20 protein-coding genes are annotated in these 24,637 nt (G+C 38.5%); 19 read left to right on the top strand and 1 reads right to left on the bottom strand.

Annotated elements, in window-relative coordinates; all coding sequences use genetic code 11:
• The first annotated feature begins 281 nt into the window (after positions 1–281).
• The 19 genes from ACZ9EE_RS11185 to ACZ9EE_RS11095 all read left to right on the top strand — a co-directional run bounded on the left by ACZ9EE_RS11185 (position 282) and on the right by ACZ9EE_RS11095 (position 23,700).
• Positions 282–2,318, top strand: coding sequence for a Na+/H+ antiporter (locus ACZ9EE_RS11185; protein ID WP_476027048.1), 2,037 nt, complete (start codon positions 282–284; stop codon positions 2,316–2,318).
• Between the two features lie 279 nt (positions 2,319–2,597).
• Complete coding sequence (locus ACZ9EE_RS11180) at positions 2,598–3,857, top strand: C40 family peptidase (RefSeq protein WP_476027046.1); 1,260 nt, start codon at positions 2,598–2,600, stop codon at positions 3,855–3,857.
• Between the two features lie 370 nt (positions 3,858–4,227).
• The gene (locus ACZ9EE_RS11175) at positions 4,228–5,142 is read left to right on the top strand and encodes a proline dehydrogenase family protein (RefSeq protein WP_476027044.1); all 915 of its coding nucleotides are present in this window, start codon (positions 4,228–4,230) and stop codon (positions 5,140–5,142) included.
• 29 nt (positions 5,143–5,171) lie between these two features.
• Positions 5,172–6,743, top strand: a complete 1,572-nt coding sequence (gene pruA, locus ACZ9EE_RS11170) for an L-glutamate gamma-semialdehyde dehydrogenase (protein WP_476027042.1) — start codon at positions 5,172–5,174, stop codon at positions 6,741–6,743.
• Between the two features lie 161 nt (positions 6,744–6,904).
• Positions 6,905–8,323, top strand: coding sequence for a sodium/proline symporter PutP (gene putP / locus ACZ9EE_RS11165; RefSeq protein WP_476032928.1), 1,419 nt, complete (start codon positions 6,905–6,907; stop codon positions 8,321–8,323).
• Positions 8,324–8,654: 331 nt separating this feature from the next.
• Positions 8,655–10,349, top strand: a complete 1,695-nt coding sequence (locus tag ACZ9EE_RS11160; RefSeq protein ID WP_476027040.1) for a sigma-54 interaction domain-containing protein — start codon at positions 8,655–8,657, stop codon at positions 10,347–10,349.
• 69 nt (positions 10,350–10,418) lie between these two features.
• Positions 10,419–11,045, top strand: a complete 627-nt coding sequence (locus ACZ9EE_RS11155) for a nucleotidyltransferase family protein (RefSeq protein ID WP_476027038.1) — start codon at positions 10,419–10,421, stop codon at positions 11,043–11,045.
• A 170-nt stretch (positions 11,046–11,215) separates the two neighbouring features.
• Positions 11,216–12,673, top strand: coding sequence for a protein adenylyltransferase SelO (locus ACZ9EE_RS11150; protein WP_476027036.1), 1,458 nt, complete (start codon positions 11,216–11,218; stop codon positions 12,671–12,673).
• A 274-nt stretch (positions 12,674–12,947) separates the two neighbouring features.
• Positions 12,948–14,078 (top strand): ATP-binding protein, encoded by a 1,131-nt coding sequence (locus ACZ9EE_RS11145; protein WP_476027034.1) that lies wholly within the window; start codon positions 12,948–12,950, stop codon positions 14,076–14,078.
• A gap of 246 nt (positions 14,079–14,324) precedes the next feature.
• A complete protein-coding gene (locus tag ACZ9EE_RS11140; protein WP_476027032.1) occupies positions 14,325–15,017 on the top strand; it encodes a Na-translocating system protein MpsC family protein in 693 nt (230 codons plus the stop codon).
• A 38-nt stretch (positions 15,018–15,055) separates the two neighbouring features.
• Positions 15,056–15,802, top strand: a complete 747-nt coding sequence (locus ACZ9EE_RS11135; RefSeq protein WP_476027030.1) for a Na-translocating system protein MpsC family protein — start codon at positions 15,056–15,058, stop codon at positions 15,800–15,802.
• A 228-nt stretch (positions 15,803–16,030) separates the two neighbouring features.
• Complete coding sequence (locus ACZ9EE_RS11130) at positions 16,031–16,807, top strand: IclR family transcriptional regulator (protein WP_476027028.1); 777 nt, start codon at positions 16,031–16,033, stop codon at positions 16,805–16,807.
• Positions 16,808–16,856: 49 nt separating this feature from the next.
• Complete coding sequence (locus ACZ9EE_RS11125) at positions 16,857–17,744, top strand: acetaldehyde dehydrogenase (acetylating) (RefSeq protein WP_476027026.1); 888 nt, start codon at positions 16,857–16,859, stop codon at positions 17,742–17,744.
• A 24-nt stretch (positions 17,745–17,768) separates the two neighbouring features.
• Positions 17,769–18,800: a 4-hydroxy-2-oxovalerate aldolase gene (dmpG, locus tag ACZ9EE_RS11120; RefSeq protein WP_476027024.1), complete on the top strand. Its 1,032-nt coding sequence runs from the start codon at positions 17,769–17,771 to the stop codon at positions 18,798–18,800.
• Between the two features lie 207 nt (positions 18,801–19,007).
• The gene (locus tag ACZ9EE_RS11115; protein ID WP_476027022.1) at positions 19,008–20,078 is read left to right on the top strand and encodes a branched-chain amino acid aminotransferase; all 1,071 of its coding nucleotides are present in this window, start codon (positions 19,008–19,010) and stop codon (positions 20,076–20,078) included.
• Positions 20,079–20,088: 10 nt separating this feature from the next.
• Positions 20,089–21,006 (top strand): ketopantoate reductase family protein, encoded by a 918-nt coding sequence (locus ACZ9EE_RS11110; RefSeq protein WP_476027020.1) that lies wholly within the window; start codon positions 20,089–20,091, stop codon positions 21,004–21,006.
• A 399-nt stretch (positions 21,007–21,405) separates the two neighbouring features.
• Positions 21,406–22,182 carry an amino acid ABC transporter substrate-binding protein gene (locus tag ACZ9EE_RS11105; RefSeq protein ID WP_476027018.1) on the top strand — a complete coding sequence of 259 codons (777 nt, stop codon included), beginning with the start codon at positions 21,406–21,408 and terminating at the stop codon, positions 22,180–22,182.
• 99 nt (positions 22,183–22,281) lie between these two features.
• Positions 22,282–22,941 (top strand): amino acid ABC transporter permease, encoded by a 660-nt coding sequence (locus ACZ9EE_RS11100; protein WP_476027016.1) that lies wholly within the window; start codon positions 22,282–22,284, stop codon positions 22,939–22,941.
• A 15-nt stretch (positions 22,942–22,956) separates the two neighbouring features.
• Entirely contained in the window at positions 22,957–23,700 is a 744-nt protein-coding gene (locus ACZ9EE_RS11095) for an amino acid ABC transporter ATP-binding protein (protein ID WP_476027014.1), read from the top strand.
• Positions 23,701–23,756: 56 nt separating this feature from the next.
• On the opposite strand, the gene ACZ9EE_RS11090 is transcribed toward ACZ9EE_RS11095, so the two are convergent.
• Entirely contained in the window at positions 23,757–24,584 is an 828-nt protein-coding gene (locus ACZ9EE_RS11090) for a DegV family protein (protein WP_476027012.1), read from the bottom strand.
• Positions 24,585–24,637: the final 53 nt, after the last annotated feature.

The following is a 24,637-nucleotide window of genomic DNA, read 5'->3' as shown; positions in this document are numbered from 1 at the left end:
CCCCACAAAAATTTTTTTCATAACAAATGAAACGCTTACAAGTGAAGGGCTGCCCTCCTCTCATTCTCTTATTCTTTTATTCTAGCTTGGGACTCAAAACATTTAACCACCAAAAACTAAAGATAATACTTAAAAAATTAAAGATACTTCTGGTTTGCGGGGGGATACACTTTATGTTTTATGTAGCATTGAACAATTATGGAAAATACTTGAAGATAAGTTTCAATATTTTTTTATTTATGGGGATAATAAAAAAACTGATCGCAATAGGAGAGTAACGGATGAATTTATTAATGACTATTTTAATCTTGCTGCTATGTTTATTAATATCGAATGTTATCAGCCATTATATACCGTTTATCCCAACAGCATTAACACAAATTGCGTTCGGGATAATGATTGCCCTAATATCAAGGAGATTAACACTTGAACTGGAAACAGAGTGGTTCTTGCTGCTATTTGTAGCACCGTTGTTATATAACGACGGGCGGCATTTTCCTCGGGATGAACTGTGGAAAATGAGAAGACCCATCCTTGCTAATGCCGTTGTCCTTGTTTTGGTCACCACTATTGGCGGTGGCTATTTCATTCATTGGATGATTCCAAATATTCCCCTTGCAGCAGCTTTTGCACTGGCAGCGATTCTGTCTCCAACGGACCCTGTTGCAGTAAATGGAATTGCAAAGCGAATCCATATACCAGAAAAGGTCTTAAATCTGGTTAGAGGAGAATCCCTCATTAATGATGCGTCTGGTTTGGTGGCATTTAATTATGCAGTTGCAGCTGTTGTAACGGGTTATTTTTCCTTAAAAGAGGCGATATTTGATTTCTCCTATATGTTCATTGTTGGGGCAGCAGCCGGTCTATTTCTAGGAATCTTGATTACTTGGGTCCGCTATCTATTAAGAAAACAAGGAATCATTGATGTGACCTTTCATTCATTATTACATCTCCTGACACCGTTTGTTATTTTTATCATTGCAGAAGAACTGCTGCATGCTTCTGGAGTGATTGCTGTTGTTGTTGCTGGTATTTTTCATTCAGTTGTTAAAGAAAAAACAGAAACCTTCGTGGCCGAAGAGCAAATATTGACAGAGGGGATCTGGTCAATTGTGTTATTTATGCTTAACGGTGTTGTCTTCCTTTTATTAGGATTAAACATACCAACATCGATGGTGGAGGCTGTCAGAAATCCTAATATAGGAAATGGGTTAATCATTAGTTATGTGATCGCGTTTGGATTGGTCATTCTTGGGATTCGCTTTATCTGGTCGTACTTTATTTCGTATTATGAATATCATAAAGCCGGGACAAAGGGTACACTAAAGCCAGATATAAAAACAGCTCTAATCACTAGTTTAACCGGTGTTCGCGGAGCTGTGACAATGGCAGGCATTCTTTCCATTCCTTTTACCAAGATAAACGGAGGGGCTTTTCCAGAACGTTCCTTGCTTCTCTTTTTGGCAGCAGGGGTGATACTGTTTACCTTGCTTGCGGCTACAGTGTTTCTGCCTTTTTTAAGTAATCGCGAAAAGGTTGAAGGAGCGGACAAGCATTATATAAGCATTCAAGAGGCAAAGCGAAAGATTTTGCTGGCAGCGATAAAGAAGATAAGGGAAGAAATAAACGAAAAAAATGAAGCAGCAGGATATGAGTTAATGGCTGAATATAAACGGAAATTCCATCAGATTCAACCTAGCAAGTATCTTAAAGCACAGTATTCTCATATCTTTCAACAACAGGTAACCGAAATTCGATTAATGGCACTGAAAGTGGAAAGAATCTATATCCATGATCTTATGGAAAAAAAGGGGTTGGATGAGGAAGTATTTGCAACGTTTGAAAAAGCGCTTGATCATCGAGAAGAAGCGTTGTCTAACAATGCTCGCTCGAGAACCTTGTATCTTTTAAGGGTCATTAAAAGAACATGGGGCCGTTTTTGGCTCCAATATCGAAAAGATAAGGAAAAAAGGGTCGCTAGATTACGTGTGAGCAGAGGAATTCAATTAAAATCCTTGCAGGCAGCACTTGAATTTTTGGAAGAATACGCTAATAAATTGGACAAAATAACAGATGCTGTGAATCTGGTGATAGTCGATTACAAACGAATCATTAATCAATTAAAACGACCGGCTTCCCGTTATAATGAAAAAAGCGAAGAGCAAAAAGAAGAGATGCGGCTAAGGGTAATGGATATCGAACGTGCAGAAATACATAGAATGTACGAATTTGGTCAGATTGACAGAGAGCAGACAAAAGAACTTCGTAAATTTATAAACTACATTGAAAGTGTGACATTATACGAACACGTGGAGTAACTTCCTGAGTATGAAAAATTTTTATTGGACATAGGGCTTAAAAAGCAATAGGCCAACAAGTAAAATAATGAAATGGGATCATAGATCCTGTTTCTTTTTTTTGCCGCCAATACCTCCTCTGCCATAACAGAAGTCGACATCCTAATCAGATTATTCTACATTAAATTACAATTATATTACATTATCGACTAATTCATTGTTTTTAGTCTTTTTGGAATATAAACTAGGAATATATTAAGAATTAGTTAAGAATTATAGGTTACTAGAGGAGAACTAAGAATGATAAAAAAATTAATAAAATATACCGTATCCGCTTCCATCATCGCCACTATGATTTCCGCTACACCTGTTTTTGCAAATCCAGTCACACAAGGACAAATCAATCAAACACAAAATCAAATTGATGATTTTGAAACAAAGGTTCAACAATTAGACAATCGAATTTCCCTTGCAATAGAGAAAAGTCAAAAACTTAACGACCAAATTAAAACACAACAAGCGAAAATTGAAGAAACAAAGGCTGAAATCACAGCAGCCCAAAAGTCCCTAGATGCTCACAAGGAAGTCTACGCTGAAAGGCTAAAAAGCATTCAATTAGAAGGAAAACAGTCCGTAGCCGCCTACGCAGAACTTTTGTTGTCTTCTGATGATATTTCTGAGTTTTTAACTCGTTTTACTGCCATTTCTAGTATTATGCAAAGTGATACAGACTTGCTGAATGGTTTGAATGAAAAAGAACAAGCATTAAAAAGTGCAGAGGAAAAATTACATAACGAATACGCTCAATTACAAAAGAGCCAAACTGAATTAGCTTCTGAACAAAAAAAGATTGAACAAGATAAAGAAGAAGTTGAAAAGGAATTAGTTTCTGCAAAAAATACATTACAAAACCAACAGGCACAATATGCTGAACAGCTAGCAGAAGAAGCACGCCAGCGTGCAATTGCACAACAACAGGCTGAGCAGGCTCGTCAGCGTGCACAACAACAAGCACAACAACAACCAGCAAAACAACAAACTCAGCAGCCTGCTCAAAAGGTTCAAAAGTCTGCGCAACAAGCCAAGCAGCCAGTTAAACAGCAAACGCCAGTTAAACAGCAAACGCCAGTTAAAGAGCAAACGCCAGTAAGTAGCACACCTGCTAAGTCTGCACCACCAACAGTTGCAGCCCCTCCAGCTAATTCTGGATCGGCAAGTGCAATTATTGCATATGCAAAACAATTTTTAGGCACTCCTTACGTTTGGGGCGGTTCTACGCCAAGTGGATTTGATTGTTCGGGATTTACTTCATACGTGTTTAGAAATGCAGCCGGAATCAATCTTCCAAGGGTTTCGCGCGACCAGCAGAATGTTGGAACCAGAATTTCACCGAGTCAAGTACAGCCGGGAGATTTGGTATTCAGAGGCAACCCTGCTTATCATGTCGGTATCTATATTGGAGGCGGACAATATATCCACGCGCCACAAACAGGTGACGTTGTAAAAATCGCTGCTTATAATCCATCTAAGTTTTCAAGTGCAGCTCGAGTTTTACGTTAGGTCTAACCATTTTTGATATATAGCCATAATATAAAAACATCCTATTTACGAGAATAGGATGTTTTTTTGTGGAACAGTAAAAGTTCGTTACTAGATTTGTAACTAGAAAATTAGAAAAGGATAACTTAGTTTTTAGGGGATATCAAAATTCTTCAATTGAATATTTACTCATGAACATATAGATTAAACACCATTGTAATACCTTGTCAGATAATGTAACAATAATGTTCAAAAGTTGTCGAGTATACTTTATTATTAATTTATAAAGTTAACAATATTGTCTAAATTAAAAATATATAGACAATAGTGTTCAGAAAATATTAAAATTGTTGTAAGGACTTACATAATATTTTAAGGAGGATTGAAGGATTTGGAATTAATAATGAGAAACATGTTTCAATCACTTGGGAAAAACACTTCCGCCAATAAACTCGCAAAGAAATATGGGTTACGTTTTGGGGCAAGCCGCTTTGTAGCGGGTGAATCTATTAAGTCTGCTATTGAGGTTGTTAAAAGGCTAAATAGCGAGGGTAAGGTTGTGACCTTAGACCATTTAGGTGAATTTGTTTATACCAAAGAAGAGGCATTCGAATCGGCTGCCATGTGTATTCAAACCCTGGATGCTATTAATGAGGCAGGCGTTAATTCAAATCTTTCCCTTAAAATGACATCTCTTGGACTTGATATAAGTAAAGAGCTATGTATGAAGAATATGCGTAAAATCCTCGATCGGGCTAAACGCCATAATAATTTTGTACGAATTGATATGGAGGATTATGCGCATTGCCAAATATCAATCAATATTTACAAAGAGCTACGCAAGGAGTATGACAATGTCGGCCTGGTCATTCAAGCTTATCTCTACAGGACCGAGCATGATATTGCAGACTTAAATCAACTGAATGCAAACCTGCGCCTTGTGAAAGGGGCATATAAGGAATCACCGTCTGTAGCTTTTCCAGAGAAAAATGATGTGGATGAAAACTACAAAAAAATGATTAAGCGGCATCTTCTAAACGGTAACTATACAGCCGTCGCAACCCATGATGAAACAATGATTGAATATACAAAGTCTGTCATTAATGAGAATCAAATACCGAAAGAGCAATTTGAATTCCAAATGCTCTATGGTATTTGTGAAGAGACTCAAGCAAGACTTGTAAAAGAAGGTTTTAAAGTCCGTGTGTATGTACCATATGGGGTCGATTGGTTTGGTTATTTCATGAGACGATTAGCAGAAAGACCTGCTAATGTCTGGTTTGTACTTAAAAATCTATTAAAATAACAAATTTATATAAAGAGGAGAGGGATCTTATGACAACAACAATTCAAGTAGCTACATTTAAAAATGAGCCTTTTACAGATTTTGCAATGGAGGAAAATAAACAATCAATGCACGCAGCTCTTGCAAAAGTTAAAAAGGAGCTTGGCAAAAAGTATCCAATAGTAGTTGGGAAAAATAAGCTGTTTACCGAAGAGCAAACCGTTTCTACTAATCCTGGGAATGTAGATGAAATTATTGGAACTGTTAGTAAAGGGAATCAGGAGATAGCTGAAAAGGCTATGCAGGAGGCTTTGAAAACATTTGAAACCTGGAAAAAGGTTGACCCTGCAACACGTGCAGAGTTTTTATTCAAAGCAGCTGACCTAATGAGACAGCGCAAGCATGAGTTTTCTTCCTATCTTGTATATGAGTCAGGTAAAAACTGGGCTGAGGCGGATGCAGATACTGCAGAGGCAATAGATTTTATGGAATTTTATGCGAGGGAAATGATTCGCCTGAACGAGACGAGCGTTCATCAGCCGCTTACTAAAATCGAAGGAGAAGACAACCAAATTTCTTATATCCCGCTGGGCGTTGGTATTGTCATTTCTCCATTCAACTTTCCATTGGCCATCATGGCAGGGACGACAGTGGCAGCGATTGTATCTGGAAATACAGTTATTTTAAAGCCTGCAGACGCAACTCCTGTGATTGCAGCTAAATTTGTGGAATTAATGGAAGAGGTTGGACTTCCTTCAGGTGTACTTAACTTTTTGCCTGGGGATGGGATCGAAGTGGGTGAGTATCTGGTTGAACATCCAAAAACACGTTTCATCTCGTTTACAGGCTCACGTGCTGTAGGATGCCGGATTTATGAGCGGGCGTCAAAGGTACAGCCAGGCCAGTTATGGTTAAAACGTGTCATTGCCGAAATGGGAGGGAAAGACGGTGTTGTCGTTGATGAAACAGCTGACTTGGATGCAGCGGCGGCGGCAATCGTGGCTTCAGCTTATGGTTTTCAGGGACAAAAATGCTCGGCTGGATCTAGAGCGATTATCGTAGAATCAGTTTTTGACCAAGTGGTGGAAAAGGTAGTAGAATTGACGAGAAACCTATCCATTGGTCTACCAGAAGAAAACTGTTCAATTGGTCCAGTAATCGATCAGAAATCGGTCGATAAAATTATGGACTATATTGAAATTGGTAAAACGGAAGGCAGACTGCTTACTGGCGGTTCAAGAGCGGAAGGGAACGGCTTTTATATTGAACCAACAATTTTTGCTGATGTAAACCCGAAAGCCCGCATCATGCAGGAGGAAATCTTTGGACCTGTTCTTGCCATTGCAAAAGCTGCTGACTGGAAGGAAGCAATTGAGATTTATAATGATACTGAATATGGGTTGACAGGTGCCTACCATTCTAAGGATGAGGAACGCATCAATTATGCTCTTGAAAATATGCATTGTGGAAACCTGTATATTAACAAAAAGTGTACTGGCGCGTTAGTTGGAGCACATCCGTTTGGCGGATTTAATATGTCTGGTACAGATTCTAAAGCGGGAGGATACGATTACTTGCTCCTATTTACTCAGGCAAAGTTAAAATCTAAAAAACTATTTTAACAATAAGACTGGGGAGCTCCTGTAAGGGGGGCTCTTTTCAGAAAACTAGAAAGAGATAATCTATGTATGTGAACGTTTTATTTGTAGAATTTATTACGGAGAACGGGGGATGACGATTGAATTCACAGATACTTATCTCGATTGGTATTTATATGGTGGGAATGCTGTTAATCGGTTATTTCGCTTACAAACGAACTTCTAATCTGTCCGATTATATGATTGGTGGAAGGGGACTTGGCGCTGCGGTCACCGCTTTAAGTGCAGGGGCATCCGATATGAGCGGATGGCTGCTAATGGGTCTTCCAGGTGCGATGTTTACCCAAGGTTTGAGTGCATCCTGGATTGCTATCGGTCTGACAATAGGCGCATATTTAAACTGGCTGTACGTGGCTCCAAGACTGCGGATTTATACGGAAACCGCCAATAATTCAATGACGATTCCAGCCTACTTGGAAAATCGTTTTGGCGATCACTCGTCAATGCTGCGGTTAACTTCCGGACTTGTTATTATTGTATTCTTTACTTTCTATGTCTCTTCTGGAATGGTATCAGGCGGGGTTCTGTTTGAGTCAACGTTCAATCTTAACTATCAGGCAGGTCTTTGGATAATCGCTGCTGTTGTCATTGGCTATACTTTATTTGGCGGATTTTTAGCGGTTAGTTGGACCGACTTTGTCCAAGGAATAATCATGGTGATTGCTCTAGTACTTGTTCCCGCTGTAACTATTATGCAAGTAGGCGGGTTTGACTCCGCATTTGGTGAGATCAAAGCGATCAATCCTAAATTATTTGATATTTTTAAAGGGACTTCTTTGCTCGGGATTATTTCGTTAATGGCTTGGGGTTTAGGTTACTTTGGACAGCCTCATATAATTGTTCGTTTTATGGCAATCTCATCCGTTAAAGAGATTAAGAAAGCTCGGAGAATTGGGATGGGATGGATGATTTTCTCTGTGGGTGGCGCGATGTTTACTGGTTTTATAGGCCTAGCTTATTATTCAAAGCAAGGACTTAATCTAGCAGACCCAGAAACAATTTTTATTAAATTAAGTGAAATTCTTTTCCATCCACTCATTACTGGTTTTTTGTTAGCGGCATTGTTAGCTGCTGTCATGAGTACCATTTCATCTCAACTTTTGGTTACGGCGAGCTCCTTGACAGAAGATGTCTATAAGACTTTTTTCCGCAGGTCAGCAACAGACAAAGAGCTGTTGCTTGTAAGCAGACTTTCAGTCCTTGTTGTTTCCTTTATTGCTGTTTTTCTGGCCTTTAATAAAAATGGCACTATTCTCTCCCTAGTTGCTTATGCATGGGCAGGCTTTGGAGCAGCTTTTGGGCCAGTTATTCTGTTGAGCCTTTACTGGAAACGGATGAATCGATGGGGGGCTCTTGCTGGTATGATTGGCGGAGCAGTTACTGTAATTGTTTGGGCCAATGTTCCCGTATTGGCAAAAAGCCTTTACGAGATTATTCCAGGGTTCATTGTCGGGTTGGCAGCTATCTGGTTTGTCAGCCTGGTTACACCGGAACCGAATGACCAGTTAAAGAAAGAATTTGATCAATACAAACAATCAGCATAATTGTCCTGTCCCAAGAGATATTCCTAATTATGATGGATTGGTCAAAATTCTAGACTAACGCTGGTAGGTAAGTATTCAGTAATTCCATTTAAAAAAGCTGAAACCCGTTCATACGGGTTCAGCTTTTTTATACTTAAACTGAGCTTTTGTATTGACAATCAGCCGCGTTAAAAATATCTAACAAAGATTAACTCGTTGTTAAGAGTTCAGACAAAAACAGTGATTATAATAATGTTTTTGCTTTATAGGGGAAGCTATCTTTGATGCGATTAAGTGGATATAGCGTTTTATTTTGTGGTAAAGTGAAAGAAAAGCGAGAAAGGATTTTAGTATGTTCAAAAGTGCACAATATCAATTGGATTACTCCTTTACAATTGTAAATGATCGTACACCATTAACTGAAATTAAAAAGAAACTGAACGAGTATAATTTTGTCATTGTCGCAGGTGGAACATACTTTATCATTAATAACTATGAATATAACCTGATGGCTTTAGGGAACGATTCTATGCCTATTATTGACTGGCTTCAGCATCTCAAATGGCTGCCTTCAACTGTAGTTTTAGCTGATAAAGGTCTCCCGTCGGAAGTGGACTGGAGGAGGCCGGTCCTTTTTAAAAATGAAAGGGAATACATGGGAATCCTAACATCAGGGAAGGAAATTAAAAAACTTAACGAAGAGAATAACAAGATTTCAGCTTATTTTAAAACTTTGGCTGAAACCATAAGTGATTCTGTTACGGCTGTGGATGAATCGGGAAATGTTGTTTACTGGAATACAACAGCAGAAGAGACATACAAGATTAAAAAGGAATTTATCCTGGGTAAGAAGATTGGTGAGCACTTTAATGATGACTCGGTTATTCTTCATCGAATTCTGAATGAAGGGCGATTTGTAAGAGGAGAGTACCATCGTCCAAATAAAGATACTCATGTTCTAATAAATGCCTTACCGATTATAATTGAAAACAAAATTATCGGCGGTGTCGCTACAGAACATAATATTACCAATATTATACGGCTTAATGAAGAATTGGACTCAAACTCATCTTTACTCGTCCCAAAGACAAATCCATTTTCTACGATGGTAACGGGAAGCCCAAGATTTCAAGAGTCATTGAAAATTGCGCAAAAAGTAGCGCATGCCGACATACCAGTCCATTTAACAGGGGAACCTGGTTCAGGCAAGGAAATGTTAGCGCAAGCGATTCACTATGGTGGAGCAAAAGCAGATGGAGCTTTTATCACTTTAAATTGTTCGGTCATTCCTGCGGCATTATTAGAAATTGAACTTTTTGGTTTTCAAAAGGTTACCGCCACCTCTGAACAGCAAACTTTGCAAATTGGAAGGATTGAGCACGCGTCTAATGGTACGTTATATATTGAAGATGTTGATAAAATGCCGCTATCTATCCAGGGCAAGTTACTGGGATACCTAGTCGACCATAGTTTCTACAGGGTTGGAGGGGTAGAGAAGATTACATCCCCTACCCGGATTATAACGTCAACGTCCGAACCCATTGATTTGCTACTAAGGGAAGGAAGTTTAAATGAGAAGCTCTACTTCCATCTTTCAGTGATAACAATCGATATCCCTCCGCTTCGGACGAGAAAAGAGGATATTGTCACATTGGTTGATAAATATATCAATGAATTTAGTGCTAAGTATAAAAAAATGGTTCCAGAGGTTCATCCCGAAACGATGCTCCACATAGTGAACTATGATTGGCCTGGGAATGTGCGTGAAATCAGGAATACCATCGAACGAATCGTTCTACTGAATGACAAGCCATCCATTACAATTGAACAATTGCCTGAGAACATAAAGAGCAAAATTATAATCAATGATAACGAGGGAAAAGGTGTAGAAAGCACCCCGGTGGAAATTTCCTCAAAGAATGCAGAAGCGTTGCAAATAGAAGAGGCATTAAGAAAAACATATGGAAATAAAAGTGCGGCGGCCAGTTTGCTCGGTATTTCACGGGGGACTCTTTACAACAAAATAAAAGAATATGGTTTAGGTTGAGCTATTCTATTAAACACCATCATGTGTCTTTTTAGACCTCACGCTTGATAAAAGAGGAGGAAAAAATTCGTGGGGGTACACATAAATTTGTTTCCGATAAGAGCAGTAGTTTTAGCTGCAGGTGTTTCCTCAAGAATGGGAAAATTTAAGCCTTTGCTTCCGATTGATGGAAAACCAATGCTTGAGATTGTTTTGACTAAAGTTTTATCGTTTCCGTTTCAAGAAGTCTTGGCGGTTGTTGGGTATAAAAGAAATGAACTAAAAGAGGCTATAAATCTTGAAGACGATCGGTTCAATTGGATCATTAATGAACAATTCTTAGAAGGGTTAAGTAGTTCGATAAAGGCAGCAATCGGTTTCTTTAATAATGAAGCAAGTGGTGTTTTAGTTTTCTTGGGTGATCAGCCCCTTCTAAGGATATCGACAATCGATCAAATCCTCAAAGTTATTATAGAAAAGGGACTCGCTCAATCCAAATGTATTGTTCAACCAACCTATAATGGAACACCAGGACATCCTGTTTTTATTTCTGCCTCAATGATCCCTTATCTAAAAACGATAAGCGGTGACCAGGGGGCGAAACCGATTTTTAAATTCGCTGATCAACATATTTACGTGCCTATAGATGATGAATGGACGATTTTGGATGTGGATACGAAACATGATTATGAAAATTTAGTTAACCATTCTATATGAGCTGCTCTCTTCAAGGAGCTGCTTTTTTTATAACTGATCAACGCATACCTCACATTACCTTGATGGAGAAAAGGTATAATAACTATGTGAAGGCAAAAATTAAAAAGTGCTATCACCTTTTTACGAAGAATAACAATAAAATCATGATTATATGTAGAAAAGGAGCTGTCATGACAAAAACAGGATGGAATTTTGATAACAGTTACTCCCGTCTTCCTCATTCATTTTTCACAAGTCAGAACCCAAGCCCTGTTAGTTCCCCAAAGCTAGTGGTTCTGAATGAACGATTGGCAGAAGAATTAGGATTAGACAAGTTGGGGCTTCGAAGTGAAACTGGTACAGCGGTGTTTGCGGGTAATGAGATACCTGAAGGTGCTTCACCGCTAGCAGAAGCCTATGCCGGTCATCAATTTGGACATTTTACCATGCTGGGAGATGGCCGGGCAGTACTGCTTGGGGAGCAGATTACCCCTAAAGATGAACGGTTCGATATACAGTTAAAAGGTTCAGGCCGTACTCCATATTCTCGCGGTGGTGATGGCAGAGCGGCACTTGGGCCAATGCTGCGCGAATACATTATTAGTGAAGCCATGCATGCACTTGGAATTCCAACTACCCGCAGCCTGGCTGTGGTTACAACCGGTGAGACCATTATCCGCGAAACTATACTTCCAGGTGCCATTCTTACACGAGTGGCTGCCAGCCATATCCGTGTCGGGACCTTCCAATATGCAGCAGGAAGAGGAGAAGTGGATGATCTGCGGGCATTGGCTGACTATACCATAAAGCGCCATTATCCACATATTGAAGATAATCAGAACAAATATTTATCGCTGCTTCAGGAAGTTATTAACCGTCAGGCTGCTTTGATTGCCAGATGGCAGTTAATTGGTTTTATCCATGGAGTAATGAACACTGATAATATGGCCATAAGTGGTGAAACCATTGATTATGGACCTTGCGCCTTTATGGATCAATATGATCCGGCAACTGTTTTTAGTTCCATTGACCGAGAGGGACGCTACGCCTATGCTAATCAGCCGTATATTGGCGGATGGAATCTGGCGCGATTCGCGGAAACTTTATTGCCGCTTCTCGATAACAATCAAGAGCAGGCTCTCCAAATAGCACAGGAGAATATTTCAGGATTTACAAAGTTGTTTCAAAAGAATTGGCTCACAGGAATGAGAGCAAAACTAGGGATCTTTAACGAAGAGGAAGAGGATGAATCCTTATTTGAAGAACTGCTCAATTTAATGCATAAGTATCAGGCCGACTATTCCAATACTTTTCTTGCCTTAACTTTTGATAAATATGAAGAGAACGAGTTATTTGCGGCAGATGGATTTACACAATGGAAGGAGCGGTGGCAGGCGAGACTTGGCAGGCAGGAAAAAACTAAAGAGGAATCGCATCAGTTAATGAGGGGCAGTAATCCTGCAGTAATCCCTCGGAACCACCTGGTAGAAGAAGCACTTGAAGCAGCAGTAAATCATGAAGATTTCAGTGTAATGAACAGACTTTTAGGTGTTCTCTCAAACCCGTATGCTCATACTCCGGAACAGGTGGAATACAGTAAACTGCCGGAGCCTTCAAAGCGGCCTTACCAAACCTTTTGTGGAACCTAGGTAAGAAGAATAATCTTAGTGAACATTTATTTTGAGAAAATACTGATAACTTATTGCTAAAAATGGAAGAATATAATATATTAAGTATGGATATAGAGTTAATGCTCTGTTCTAATGTTCTAACTCGGGAATTTAGGTAAATAGTAATATTTATTAAGGTAACGAACTCTAGAAAATGTATGCTAGATTTTAAAGCCACAGTAAGAAGTAGGTAATTACCTGCTCTTATTGTGGCTTTTTTATTTCTGTAAATTAAGAAAGGAGGATCTGCCTTATGGTTATGCATGGTACCGATCGAAAAGGCGTTCTGTTAAAAGTGTATCGAGATACGAATATGGATAAGGATTTTTCGATCCTATCTAAAACTCGTGATGCGTTTATATTAATTGACCTGCAAGGAAATATTGAATATGCCAGCCGTGCTTGTGAACCATTATTAGGTTTTTCCAGGGATACTTTGCAACAAAAAAAATTAAATAAACTGTTTGTGTCCGATTTTTTAGATGAAGAGCAAACCTTCTTTAAAGGCAGAGAACAGGAAAAAATCGATAATTTTGATGCTCAGGTCCATGTAATTGAAGGAAGTAAATTAGATGTTAACGTTACCGCGATTCCTATTTTTTTTGAACAAGAGTTTCTTGGCTCGTATTTAGTCTTAAAGGATATAACGTTCATTAAGCAGAATAGGTTAACGTTTGAACGTGAAAAAGAGTATCATACCCTAATCCATCATTTATCCCGCTTATCAGAAAAACAAGCCACTGCCGGACAACTAGCTGCCGGTATTGCCCATGAGATTCGTAACCCCATTACAGCCATCAAAGGCTTTTTACAATTACTAATGGGAGAAAACATTGGTAATAAAGTCTACTTTGAAATCATTAATTCGGAGATTGATCGGATTGAAGATATTCTAAAAGAATTAATGGTACTCGCCAAACCATCCAAACAAAAATATGAAAGAGTAAATCTCCAAGTCTTATTAGATCAGGTTGTTACCTTAATGGGATCCCAGGCCCTTCTTAATAATATCCAAATTGACAAACAGTTTGATTTTGCTAACATGTGGATCATAGGTGATTCTAACCAGTTGAAACAAGTACTAATTAATTATATAAAAAATGCAATCGAAGCAATGTCCGATGGTGGAATGCTGATGATAAATGGGAGTCCCCTTGTAGGCGGTCAGGTCAAAATTAGTATTATTGATCAGGGCCGTGGGATTCCTCCGGGCATTCTTTCTCAAATTGGTCAGCCTTTTTTTACAACAAAAGAAAATGGAACGGGGCTTGGCATGCTGGTAAGCCGGCAAATTGTAGAAGAACATAAAGGGGATCTATGCATACAGAGTGATTCAAGTGGAACCTCTGTCCATGTGAAATTACCTTTATCTCCACCAGTATAAAACGTTTTTTTGCTATTATTTTTTCTAATGGTGTTGTTATCATGAATAATTAATGTTATTATGATATTTGTCTAATGTCTTGCAGTCATTAGTTTTGAAGCCTTATTGTAAAGTACGAAACTTATAAAACAATACTTTCTTTGTGATGGTAAATGGTGGAAACTATTTTTATATAGTCGTCTTTTCCGTGGCCTAACTTCCTTTTTGTGAAGTTAGGCCTTTTTATATTTTATTAGGGGGATTTGAATGGTTGCAACTCAAGAGGATTTGCTTTCTCTAAGCAGTTCATTTAGTAAAATAATAAAGCGGGGATTTGGTAAAGGTCCTGAAACCTGTTACACAGTCTTAAAAGCAAATCGATTATACGTTTATATCCGTAATTATATGACACCTGCGGAAGAAATCTTATCAGAAAAACAAGAATATAACTTGGTAACAAAATTCCGTTCATCTGTTATAACAGCCTTGTCAAAAGAATTAGTGCAAGAAGCATCGCAGCTATTAGGAATTTCTTTTGAATCCTTTTACCAAGATTGGAACTATAATACGAACTCGGGGATTTTACTCTTAGTAAATAATAGCAACAATCCAGATATGAAAATAGATGATCGTATTGAGAGGAAATTATTTCATTTAATACGAATGGTCGGATCGCAGCTGCACAAGGTTCCAAGCCAATTAAAGGTAGTAAAGTATACCCAGAATATCTGTGCTATTGAATTAAAAGGGGTCATGCTGCCATTAGAATATTTGTTACTGGAAAATGGCGATTCCGATTTATTATTAACTTATGGAAGAGAAATTAAAAAAGGATATTATCAGCATAAACTGCTATTTGAAGACTTATTTAATCGGTCGATTGAGGATTTATTTATGATGTGGGATTTCCCAGCTAATAAAGGTTTCTTAATCTTTAGTTTCAATAAAGTCTATACATGAAATACACCATAAAAATTTACCGCCTGGGGCATGATAATATGAGGCGGTATTTTTTTGCCTTTACCGAAAGTGAGGTCGAATCCCTGATGGTATTGCCATTGCAACAAAAGCTAATGGATATTAGCAGCCTAACTAGTAAATTGCTAAGAAAAAATTTTGGGCGCGGACCGGAATCCTGCTATGCTTATGTAAATGAGCGGTTTTTAGTTTTTTACATACGTGGTTTCATGTCACCATTAGAATCTACTTTATTGGAGAATGGGAATTCTGATAATATTTATATCTCACGTCAAATTGTTATGAAGTCAGTAGGTAACCAGTTAAAAGCAATTCTTGAACTGGAATTTGAACAGGATATTGAATCCTTTTACCATGATTGGAACTACCCGCAGAATACAGGGATGATTACGGTCGAATTTGAAGGTGAGATTGTAAAGACTCTCGATCGAAATCTAGGAAGCTCAGTTGACCTTAATACTTTGATTAATGAGGTAGAGAGAATCAGCATATTGGTACAAAAAAGACCTGAGAGAACGGAAGCATATTTTATTTCCCCAAAAGTTTATTTGGTAAAACGCGATGGCATTTTGGTTCAAATTGAAAAGGCGCTGATTACTAAGGGATATGAAAAGACACTCTTGGTCACTAAGGATGAACTGGAAAAATCATATTTACATCGAGATGGCCGCTTTGAAGAAATTTTTAACAATCCTGTTGCGGACATTTTTGTGGATTGGGACCTAAGCGAAGATAGAAGCATCATGTGCTTTGTTTTAAAAGATTAATTAATCATTGTAAACATAAAATCTAAATTTAGTTTAGTCTGGATTTAAACAAAGAATATATGCCGGAGCATTAAAAGTAAGCCGAATTTCTAAAGGGGAAATTCGGCTTTTTATATCGAAAAGTGTAACGATGAAAACGTTGACAGAAATATGACCGAAGAGTACTATAAAAGTATACAATATATTTACGAATGACATTCGATAATGTCGAATATAAAGGAGATCCTTATGACGGAACGTTTGATTCAATCCATAGAAAGAGCAGCAGATGTCCTTGAACTATTTTTGACTTCACATCCAGAACTAAGTATTAAAGAAATTAGCGACAGACTAAACCTGTCAAAGAGTACTGTCCACGGTATTATCAAGACCTTGGAACATCGAGGGTACCTGCAGCAAAACAAAGAAAATCTGAAATATAAGCTGGGAATCAAACTATTTGAACTTGGTAATTACGTTGGAAAACATCTCGATATTGGAAGAATCGCCAGACCAATCATTAAAAATCTTGTTGAGGAACTAAATGAAACCGTTCACTTAGTCACACTGCAGCGTGATGAACTAATTTACATTGAAAAGGTAGAAGGTCCCAATGCCTTAACGATTTATTCACATATTGGCAAAAGAGCGCCATTTCATTGTACAGGTGTAGGTAAAGCGATACTGTCTCAATTAAGTGAGGAAGAAGTAGATCGCATTCTATCATCCGTCAGTATGGAAGCATTCACGGAATTTACAATCACAAATATCGAGGAGCTCAAACGTCTTTTACCATCAATCAAAGAGCAAGGTTATGCTTTCGATGATGAAGAGATTGAGCTGGGTCTTAAATGTATAGCTGCACCGATCTTTAATCATCAAGGGAAGGCAATTGCTTCAATAAGCTGTGCCGCCCCTAAAATTAGGTTAGGTGAAGAACGTGTCCCTAAAGTAATTGAAGGAATTAAAAATGCAGCAGCGGAGATTTCAACACAGTTAGGATACAAAGGGGAAAAAGCATCTTAATAGAGATTACATAGAGAAGAAAAAAATTAGATATTGGAGGAGAATTATTTTGTCAAAAGTAAAAGTTGCCGTTCTTGGATCAGGGAATATTGGGACAGATTTGTTGATTAAACTAGGCCGTTCTGAACTATTAGAGTTAACGGCTGTGATTGGAATTGACCCGAAATCAGATGGACTTCGGCGTGCAAGAGAATTAGGATATGCCGGAGTTGATACCGGAATTGATGGATTTCTTGCAGACCCGACGTTAGAAGCGGACATTGTTTTTGATGCCACGTCAGCAAAAGCACACTTATATAATGCAAAAGTACTTAAGGAAGCCGGTATAAAAGTAATCGATATGACTCCAGCTGCAGTTGGTCCCTATGTTTGTGCTGCCGTAAATATCGAAGACCATTTAGAGGAGGATAATATCAATCTAATAACCTGCGGCGGTCAAGCAACCATTCCCATGGTTCATGCTGTAAACCGTGTTGCTCCAGTTAAATATGCAGAAATCGTTGCCACAATCGCTAGTAAGAGTGCTGGACCTGGAACACGAGCAAATATCGACGAGTTTACGGAAACCACTTCACGTGCGATTAAAGTGGTTGGAGGAGCTAAAAAAGGAAAAGCGATTATTATCTTAAATCCTGCTGAACCACCAATTATTATGCGTGATACGGTTTATACACTTGTCGAAGAAGGAAAAATGAATGAAGCAGCTATTAGACAATCAATTGCTGAAATGGAAAAAGTAGTTCAATCGTATGTACCAGGCTACCGTCTTCGTACGGAACCAATTTTTGACGGTAATAAAGTTACCATCTTCCTTGCTGTAGAAGGCGCTGGTGATTACTTGCCGGTGTATGCCGGTAACCTTGACATCATGACTTCTGCTGGTGTAAGAATTGCTGAAGCATTTGCAAAAAAACTATTAACAAAAGAAACAGTTTAAGCTAATTGGAAGGGGTAAGGAAAAATGACAAATAATAGAGATATTTTGATCACCGAGGTAGCCTTACGGGACGGAAGTCATGCTATTAATCATCAATATACAGTTGAACAAGTACTTAGAATTACCAAAGCATTGAATGATGCCGGAGTACCATTTATTGAAGTTTCCCATGGAGACGGACTGGCAGGCTCATCTCTACAGTACGGTTTTTCCCGTACAAATGAAATGGAACTAATTGAAGCTGCTGTTTCCGTTGCTGATAAGTCTAAAATTGCTGTGCTTCTTTTACCTGGAATCGGCACCTTGCATGAATTAAAAGAAGCTGCTAATTTAGGAGCTAAAATGGCTCGTATTGCCACTCATGTTACAGAGGCAGATGTAGCTCCTCAGCATATTGCCTACGCAAAGGAATTAGGGATGGAAACAGTTGGTTTCCTCATGATGAATCATATGGCTCCGGTTGGTAAATTAGTGGAACAAGCTAAATTAATGGAAAGCTATGGTGCTGATACGGTTTATGTGGTTGACTCGGCCGGTTATTTACTGCCTGAGCAAGTGCGCGAAAGAATTCATGCCCTGAAGGAATCAATTGGTATCAATGTCGGCTTTCATGGTCATAACAATTTATCACTCGCTATGGCCAATACGCTCGCTGCAATTGAAGAAGGGGCAACTCGGATTGATGGAAGTGTACGCTGTCTTGGCGCGGGTGCAGGCAATACGCAGACGGAAGTATTGATTGCAGTTTGTGAGAGGATGGGAATTAAAACAGGGGTAGATTTATATAAAATAATGGATCTGGCCGAGGACATAGTGGCACCTATTTTACAAGTTCCACAAGAAATTACAAAAGATAGCTTAACACTTGGGTTTGCAGGTGTGTATTCAAGCTTTTCCCTTCATGCGAAACGTGCTGCAGCGAAATTTGGTGTGGATTTACGTGATATTTTAATAGAATTAGGAAAACGTAAAGTGGTAGGCGGTCAAGAGGATATGATTGTCGAGGTAGCCGCTGAGATTGCTAAAAAAAACAATAGTAAGGTTGCGTTAAGCTAAAATCTATGAAGCAAGTAGACATTGTCTTAAGACACGTTTACTTGTTTTTTTTATTAAAAAAACTGAATTCTTCAATTGTTTTTTTGAGATAGTATCAAAATTAAACCCATTCTTCGAAAAATATGTTAAAATAATCGAAATAGTATTAAAATTATGTAACTATATATTTGGAAAAAGTTTATAGAATTAAGGATGGGAGCCATAATTATGAAGGAGTTAACAGTTGACGTTACATTAAGCACTGAAAAAAAGCAAAAGCCATCATTTGACAACTTGGAGTTTGGAAAGAGCTTTACAGATCACATGTTTGTATGGAATTACACAGAAGGAAGAGGATGGCATGACGCGAGAATTATTCCCTACCAACCTATAACTTTAGACCCGGCTGCTACCGTATTTCATTATGGACAAACGGTTTTTGAAGGACTTAAAGCTTACTTAACAAAAGATGAACAGGTATTATTATTTAGGCCTGAAGAAAATATGAAACGATTAAACCGATCAAATGACCGGTTATGTATGCCGAAGCTGGATGAAGAAGGGGCATTAAGTGCCTTGAAGCAATTAATTCAAATTGACCGCGACTGGATTCCATCTGCAGAAGGAACATCCCTTTATATTCGTCCATTTATGATTGCGACTGAAGCATTTCTTGGGGTGCATCCGGCAAATAGTTATCAATTTATTATTATACTTTCACCAGTTGGTGCTTATTATAAAGAAGGAATAAATCCGGTTAAAATCGCAGTGGAAAGTGAATACGTCCGCGCAGTGGCTGGCGGAACAGGGAATGCAAAAACAGCAGGTAACTATGCAGCCAGCTTAAAGGCATCTGAAATTGCCAGCCAAAATGGTTATTCACAAGTACTATGGCTTGATGGAAGAGAAAATCAATATATTGAAGAGGTTGGCAGTATGAACGTCTTCTTTAAAATTAATGGTGAGATTGTTACACCGGAGTTAAATGGCAGTATTCTTGAAGGGATTACCCGGAAATCTATTATCGAGTTATTAAATTATATGAATCTACCAGTAATTGAAAGGAAAATTTCTATCCATGAAATCTATCAGGCCCATCAGGATGGCGTGTTAGAGGAAGCTTTTGGTACTGGGACAGCAGCTGTCATTTCACCGATTGGGGAATTGCTCTGGAAAAATGAAAAATTAGTGATTAATAATGGAGAGATTGGTCCATTGGCTCAGCAATTATATGATACTTTAACTGGTATCCAAAATGGAACGAAAGAGGATCCATTCGGATGGTCAATAAAGATTTAAGGTGAGAGGCATGGCAATAAAAAAAGTTTCCATTATCGGCCTGGGTGCATTAGGGGTTTTATTTGGAAATCACCTAGCTAAGAAAATGCACCCAGCTGATTTAAGAGTAATAGCTGATTCCAACCGCATTCAACGGTATAGAGAGCGCGCGATCTATTGTAACGGTGAACCTTGCTGCTTTCAATTTATAACACCTGAAGAAGCGTGCGAACCAGCTGATTTACTGATGATTGCAGTAAAATTCAATGATTTGAACGATGCGATTCAAGCTGCAAGACATCACGTCGGGGAAAATACGATTATTTTATCGCTTTTGAATGGAATCACTAGTGAAGAAATTATTGGTGCCGCCTATGGAATGGATAAAGTTTTATATTGTGTCGCCCAAGGCATGGATGCCGTTAAAGTGGGAAATCAACTAACATACCAACATATGGGGATGCTCTGTTTCGGAGAAAAAGAAACGGGATTAATCTCCGAAAAGGTTAATAGGCTCGTCGAATTTTTTAGTAGAATGGAAGTTCCCTTCGAGTTTGACCCTGATATGCTAAAAAGGCAATGGGGAAAATTCATGCTGAATGTCGGGGTAAATCAAACCGTTGCGGTTTTTGAAAGTAATTATGGAGAAGTTCAGCATGAAGGGCCGGCAAGAAGCATGATGATATTGGCTATGAGAGAAGTAACCACACTTGCCGAAAAAGAAGGGGTACGTTTAACTGAAGAGGATTTAGATTATTGGTTAAGCGTACTTGGCACATTAAGTCCAGATGGGAAACCTTCTATGGCCCAAGATGTCGAGGCAAGAAGGTTTAGTGAAGTAGAGCTATTTTCTGGTACTGTCGTAAAACTGGGCAAAAAGTATGGAGTTCCAACACCTGTTAATCATGAACTATTTACTAGAATTAAGAAAATAGAAGATCAGTATTAAAAAACATAATTCCAAAATTGTATTAGGCTGACCCCAAAAGTGGTTGATGAATAATATTTGCACACTCTGTTGAATGGAGCGGAAGGCGCGAAGACTCCTGCGGGAGTACGGGGCAGGGGAGACCCCGCAGGAGCGAAGCGACGAGGAGGCTCCGCGAACCGCTCGCGCCTGGAGCGGAAGTCAACAGACTAGTTTTATGTATAAAAAAGAAGGTGTCCCAAAAGTATAACTTTTAGGGATACCTTCTTTTTTGCAGTATTAAATGAAAAAGACTTTTTTTATTTTACTAGAAAAGTGATTGTGTTTTAAAAAGTTATAATGTTATAATGTGTTAGTATGATAATATGGTAACGTACTAAAGGATTTGTAAAATTATCTTGTAAAAGGTGGTAATATAGGATGAAACTTATAGCAACCATGATCTTGGCTATTGCGGCTGTATTTTCTCTGCTAACAGCCTGCTCTAGCAAAACATCTAGTACGAATGATGATACGTTAATTATTGGGATTGACGATAAATTTGCTCCAATGGGATTCAGGGATGAAAACAATAAAATTGTTGGCTTTGATATTGACCTAGCCAAAGCGGCGGCTGATAAAATGGGTAAAAAGGTTACGTTCCAGCCCATCGATTGGAAGACAAAGGAGTCAGAACTTAGCAGCGGACGGATTGACCTAATTTGGAATGGATATACGATTACCGATGACAGGAAGAAAAAAGTGCTTTTCACAAAGCCATACTTAAAAAATGCACAAGTAGTTGTAACACGAACTGATTCAAAACTTACTAAACTATCAGATTTAGCAGGTAAGACGGTTGGTCTTCAATCACTTTCCTCTGCGTCAGATGCCTTAGATGCAAACCCAATTAAATCAAAAATTAAAACCGTTACAGAATTTAAGGACAATGTGTTAGCTTTAAACGACCTAAAGAGCGGCCGTTTGGATGCAGTAGTTATTGATGAGGTCGTTATTAATTATTATATGACAAAAGAAAAAGATACTTTTAAAATATTAGATGAATCACTTGCTCCTGAGGAATATGGAGTAGGCGTGAAAAAAGGTAATGAGGAATTACTTAAAAATCTGCAAAAGGCCCTTGATGACATGAATGCAGATGGGACAGCCTCAAAAATTTCAACTAAGTGGTTTGGTGAAGATAAAGTATTGAAGTAAAATTAGATAATTGGCAAAACAGGATTTCCATAGGGAAGCCTGTTTTGTTGTGTTAATCGGTAATACTGCTTACGCTTTTCAATTGGAGGAAAATTAAGAATGTCTATAAATTACATTATTTCAATTCTCAAGCCAATGCTTGAAGGGGCCCAGATGACTGTACTATTATTCATCATTGCCATAGTAGTCTCTATTCCATTGGGCTTTTTATTAACATTGGCAGTAAGGAGCCAAATTAAACCATTGTCATGGCTTGCGCAAGCCTATATCTATGTGATGCGTGGTACTCCGCTGTTATTGCAATTATTATTCATCTGCTTTGGGCTGCCAATGATTCCTGTGATCGGTGAATATTTAGTCTTGGATCGCTTTGTTGCGGCCTGTTTAGGGTTTATTTTAAATTACGCTGCATACTTTGCAGAAATCTTTCGTGGAGGAATCCTTGCGGTTGATAAGGGACAATACGAAGCCTCCCAGGTACTGGGGCTAAATAGGTGGCAAATGACAACCAGAATTATTATGCCGCAAATGTTTCGAATTGCTCTTCCTGCAGTAGCGAATGAATCGGTCACATTGATTAAGGATACTGCTTTGCTTTATGCGGTTGCCGTGCCCGAATTATTACATTTTGCAGAAACAGCAGTAAATCGTGATTTTACCATTGTGCCCTTTGTGGTTGCCGGCATTATTTATCTCTTGATGACACTTGTATTAACATTAGTATTTAAATGGGTTGAAAATAGATTTAGATTTGAATAGAAGGTATGGGTGAATATGGCGATTATTGAAGTTTCAAACCTCAAAAAGTCCTATGGGAAATTGGATGTATTAAAAAAGATTACCTTTGATGTAGATAAAAATGATGTAGTAGCAGTAATTGGTCCATCGGGTTCAGGAAAGAGTACAATGCTCCGCAGTCTTGTCCATCTTGAACAAGTGGACGCAGGCAGTATCCGTGTTTCGGGTGATTATTTGGTCAAGGATGGTGTCTATCCAAAGCTGTCCGAGATTAAGCAGATTACAGCCAAGATGGGAATGGTCTTCCAGCATTTTAATCTGTTTCCGCATCTGACAGTTCAGGAAAATTTGATTATTGCGCCTAAATTGGTGAAAAAGGAATCAGCCGCAGAACTTCATCAGCGAAGCTCAGAACTCCTTGATAAGATAGGTTTATCTAATCATGCAAAAGCCTATCCAGCTAATTTATCTGGCGGTCAAAAACAACGGGTTGCTATTGCGCGGGCTCTTATGATGAACCCTGAAATCCTGTTGTTTGATGAGCCTACATCTGCCCTCGATCCCGAACTAACGGGGGAAGTACTCCAAGTAATGAAGGATCTAGCTGAAGAGCAAATGACTATGATTGTGGTAACACATGAAATGGGATTTGCAAAAGAAGTAGCAAACCGGGTGATTTTTATGGACAATGGTGAGATCATTGAATCTGGTCATCCGTCAGTGGTCCTTACCAAACCTCAATTTGATCGGACAAAGGCCTTTTTAAACCGGAGTCTCTAATGAATACATTAAAGGAAAAAAGCTCATCTTACTTTTTAAGATGAGCTTTTTGCTTATTAAAAGGAGATAATCATTCCGTCTTTCCCGGCATATGTGCCCATTGTTGCACCCATGTAGCTGATATAGACCTCTTTTGGTTGGAATAGCTCGATTAGTTCATGTTTTATCGATTCCGCTTCTTCAATATTACCGGTATGTGTGATTCCAAACGTCAAATTAGAAAAATCATCAGCCCGTTCTTGAATAATCTCAAGAACTCTTTTTCGAAACTTCCTTTTGCCGCGAATCTTTTCTAAAATTTCAACCTTACCCCCGTCTACTCTTTCTAAAATGACCTTGATATTTAAAATTTTGGCTAATGAACCCTGAAATTTACTTAACCGTCCACCTTTTACGATGTTTTCTAATGTATCTAAAAGAACAAGTATATTCATTTTATCCCTGTATTCAGTTATATTTCTTATAATATTTTCAACTGAATACCCTTGCTCGGCGAGTTCTGCCGCCCGGATAATTTGAAGGCCATGTCCAAGCGAACCTGCCAATGTATCAAAGACGGTAACATTAGCATTTGACAATTCTTTTGCTATGCAAGCTGATTGATACGTGCCGCTTAATCCAGAAGAAATGGTAAGACAAAGAATATCAGTGTCATTACTATATTTGGAAAAGGCCTCAGCAAAAGCTGCTGGCGAAGGCTGAGAAGTTTTCGGCAGGATAGTGCTTGAAAACATTTTGCTGAAAAACTCTTTAGGCGTAAGATTGACTTTTTCTAAAAAATCCTGCCCTCCAATCGATACGGTTAATGGAACCATTTTAATATCATATTTTTCTATTAATTCCAGTGGGAGGTCTGCTGAACTATCGGTTATGATTTTAATCATTTCGCTTTTCACCTTCTATTTTGAATAGATCTTAATAAGTATAACAGTTTAGC

The organism is Bacillus sp. URHA0034 (assembly GCF_056280405.1).
This window is presented reverse-complemented; position numbering and strand designations above follow the sequence as displayed.

Coding starts and splice junctions, on each gene's coding strand:
- ACZ9EE_RS11105 (WP_476027018.1), top strand. CDS start 21,406: ATGAAACTTATAGCAACCATGATCTTGGCTATTGCGGCTGTATTTTCT.
- ACZ9EE_RS11185 (WP_476027048.1), top strand. CDS start 282: ATGAATTTATTAATGACTATTTTAATCTTGCTGCTATGTTTATTAATA.
- ACZ9EE_RS11180 (WP_476027046.1), top strand. CDS start 2,598: ATGATAAAAAAATTAATAAAATATACCGTATCCGCTTCCATCATCGCC.
- ACZ9EE_RS11100 (WP_476027016.1), top strand. CDS start 22,282: ATGTCTATAAATTACATTATTTCAATTCTCAAGCCAATGCTTGAAGGG.
- ACZ9EE_RS11130 (WP_476027028.1), top strand. CDS start 16,031: ATGACGGAACGTTTGATTCAATCCATAGAAAGAGCAGCAGATGTCCTT.
- pruA (WP_476027042.1), top strand. CDS start 5,172: ATGACAACAACAATTCAAGTAGCTACATTTAAAAATGAGCCTTTTACA.
- dmpG (WP_476027024.1), top strand. CDS start 17,769: ATGACAAATAATAGAGATATTTTGATCACCGAGGTAGCCTTACGGGAC.
- ACZ9EE_RS11135 (WP_476027030.1), top strand. CDS start 15,056: ATGAGGCGGTATTTTTTTGCCTTTACCGAAAGTGAGGTCGAATCCCTG.
- ACZ9EE_RS11110 (WP_476027020.1), top strand. CDS start 20,089: ATGGCAATAAAAAAAGTTTCCATTATCGGCCTGGGTGCATTAGGGGTT.
- ACZ9EE_RS11145 (WP_476027034.1), top strand. CDS start 12,948: ATGGTTATGCATGGTACCGATCGAAAAGGCGTTCTGTTAAAAGTGTAT.
- ACZ9EE_RS11115 (WP_476027022.1), top strand. CDS start 19,008: ATGAAGGAGTTAACAGTTGACGTTACATTAAGCACTGAAAAAAAGCAA.
- putP (WP_476032928.1), top strand. CDS start 6,905: ATGCTGTTAATCGGTTATTTCGCTTACAAACGAACTTCTAATCTGTCC.
- ACZ9EE_RS11140 (WP_476027032.1), top strand. CDS start 14,325: ATGGTTGCAACTCAAGAGGATTTGCTTTCTCTAAGCAGTTCATTTAGT.
- ACZ9EE_RS11150 (WP_476027036.1), top strand. CDS start 11,216: ATGACAAAAACAGGATGGAATTTTGATAACAGTTACTCCCGTCTTCCT.
- ACZ9EE_RS11090 (WP_476027012.1), bottom strand. CDS start 24,584: ATGATTAAAATCATAACCGATAGTTCAGCAGACCTCCCACTGGAATTA.
- ACZ9EE_RS11160 (WP_476027040.1), top strand. CDS start 8,655: ATGTTCAAAAGTGCACAATATCAATTGGATTACTCCTTTACAATTGTA.
- ACZ9EE_RS11095 (WP_476027014.1), top strand. CDS start 22,957: ATGGCGATTATTGAAGTTTCAAACCTCAAAAAGTCCTATGGGAAATTG.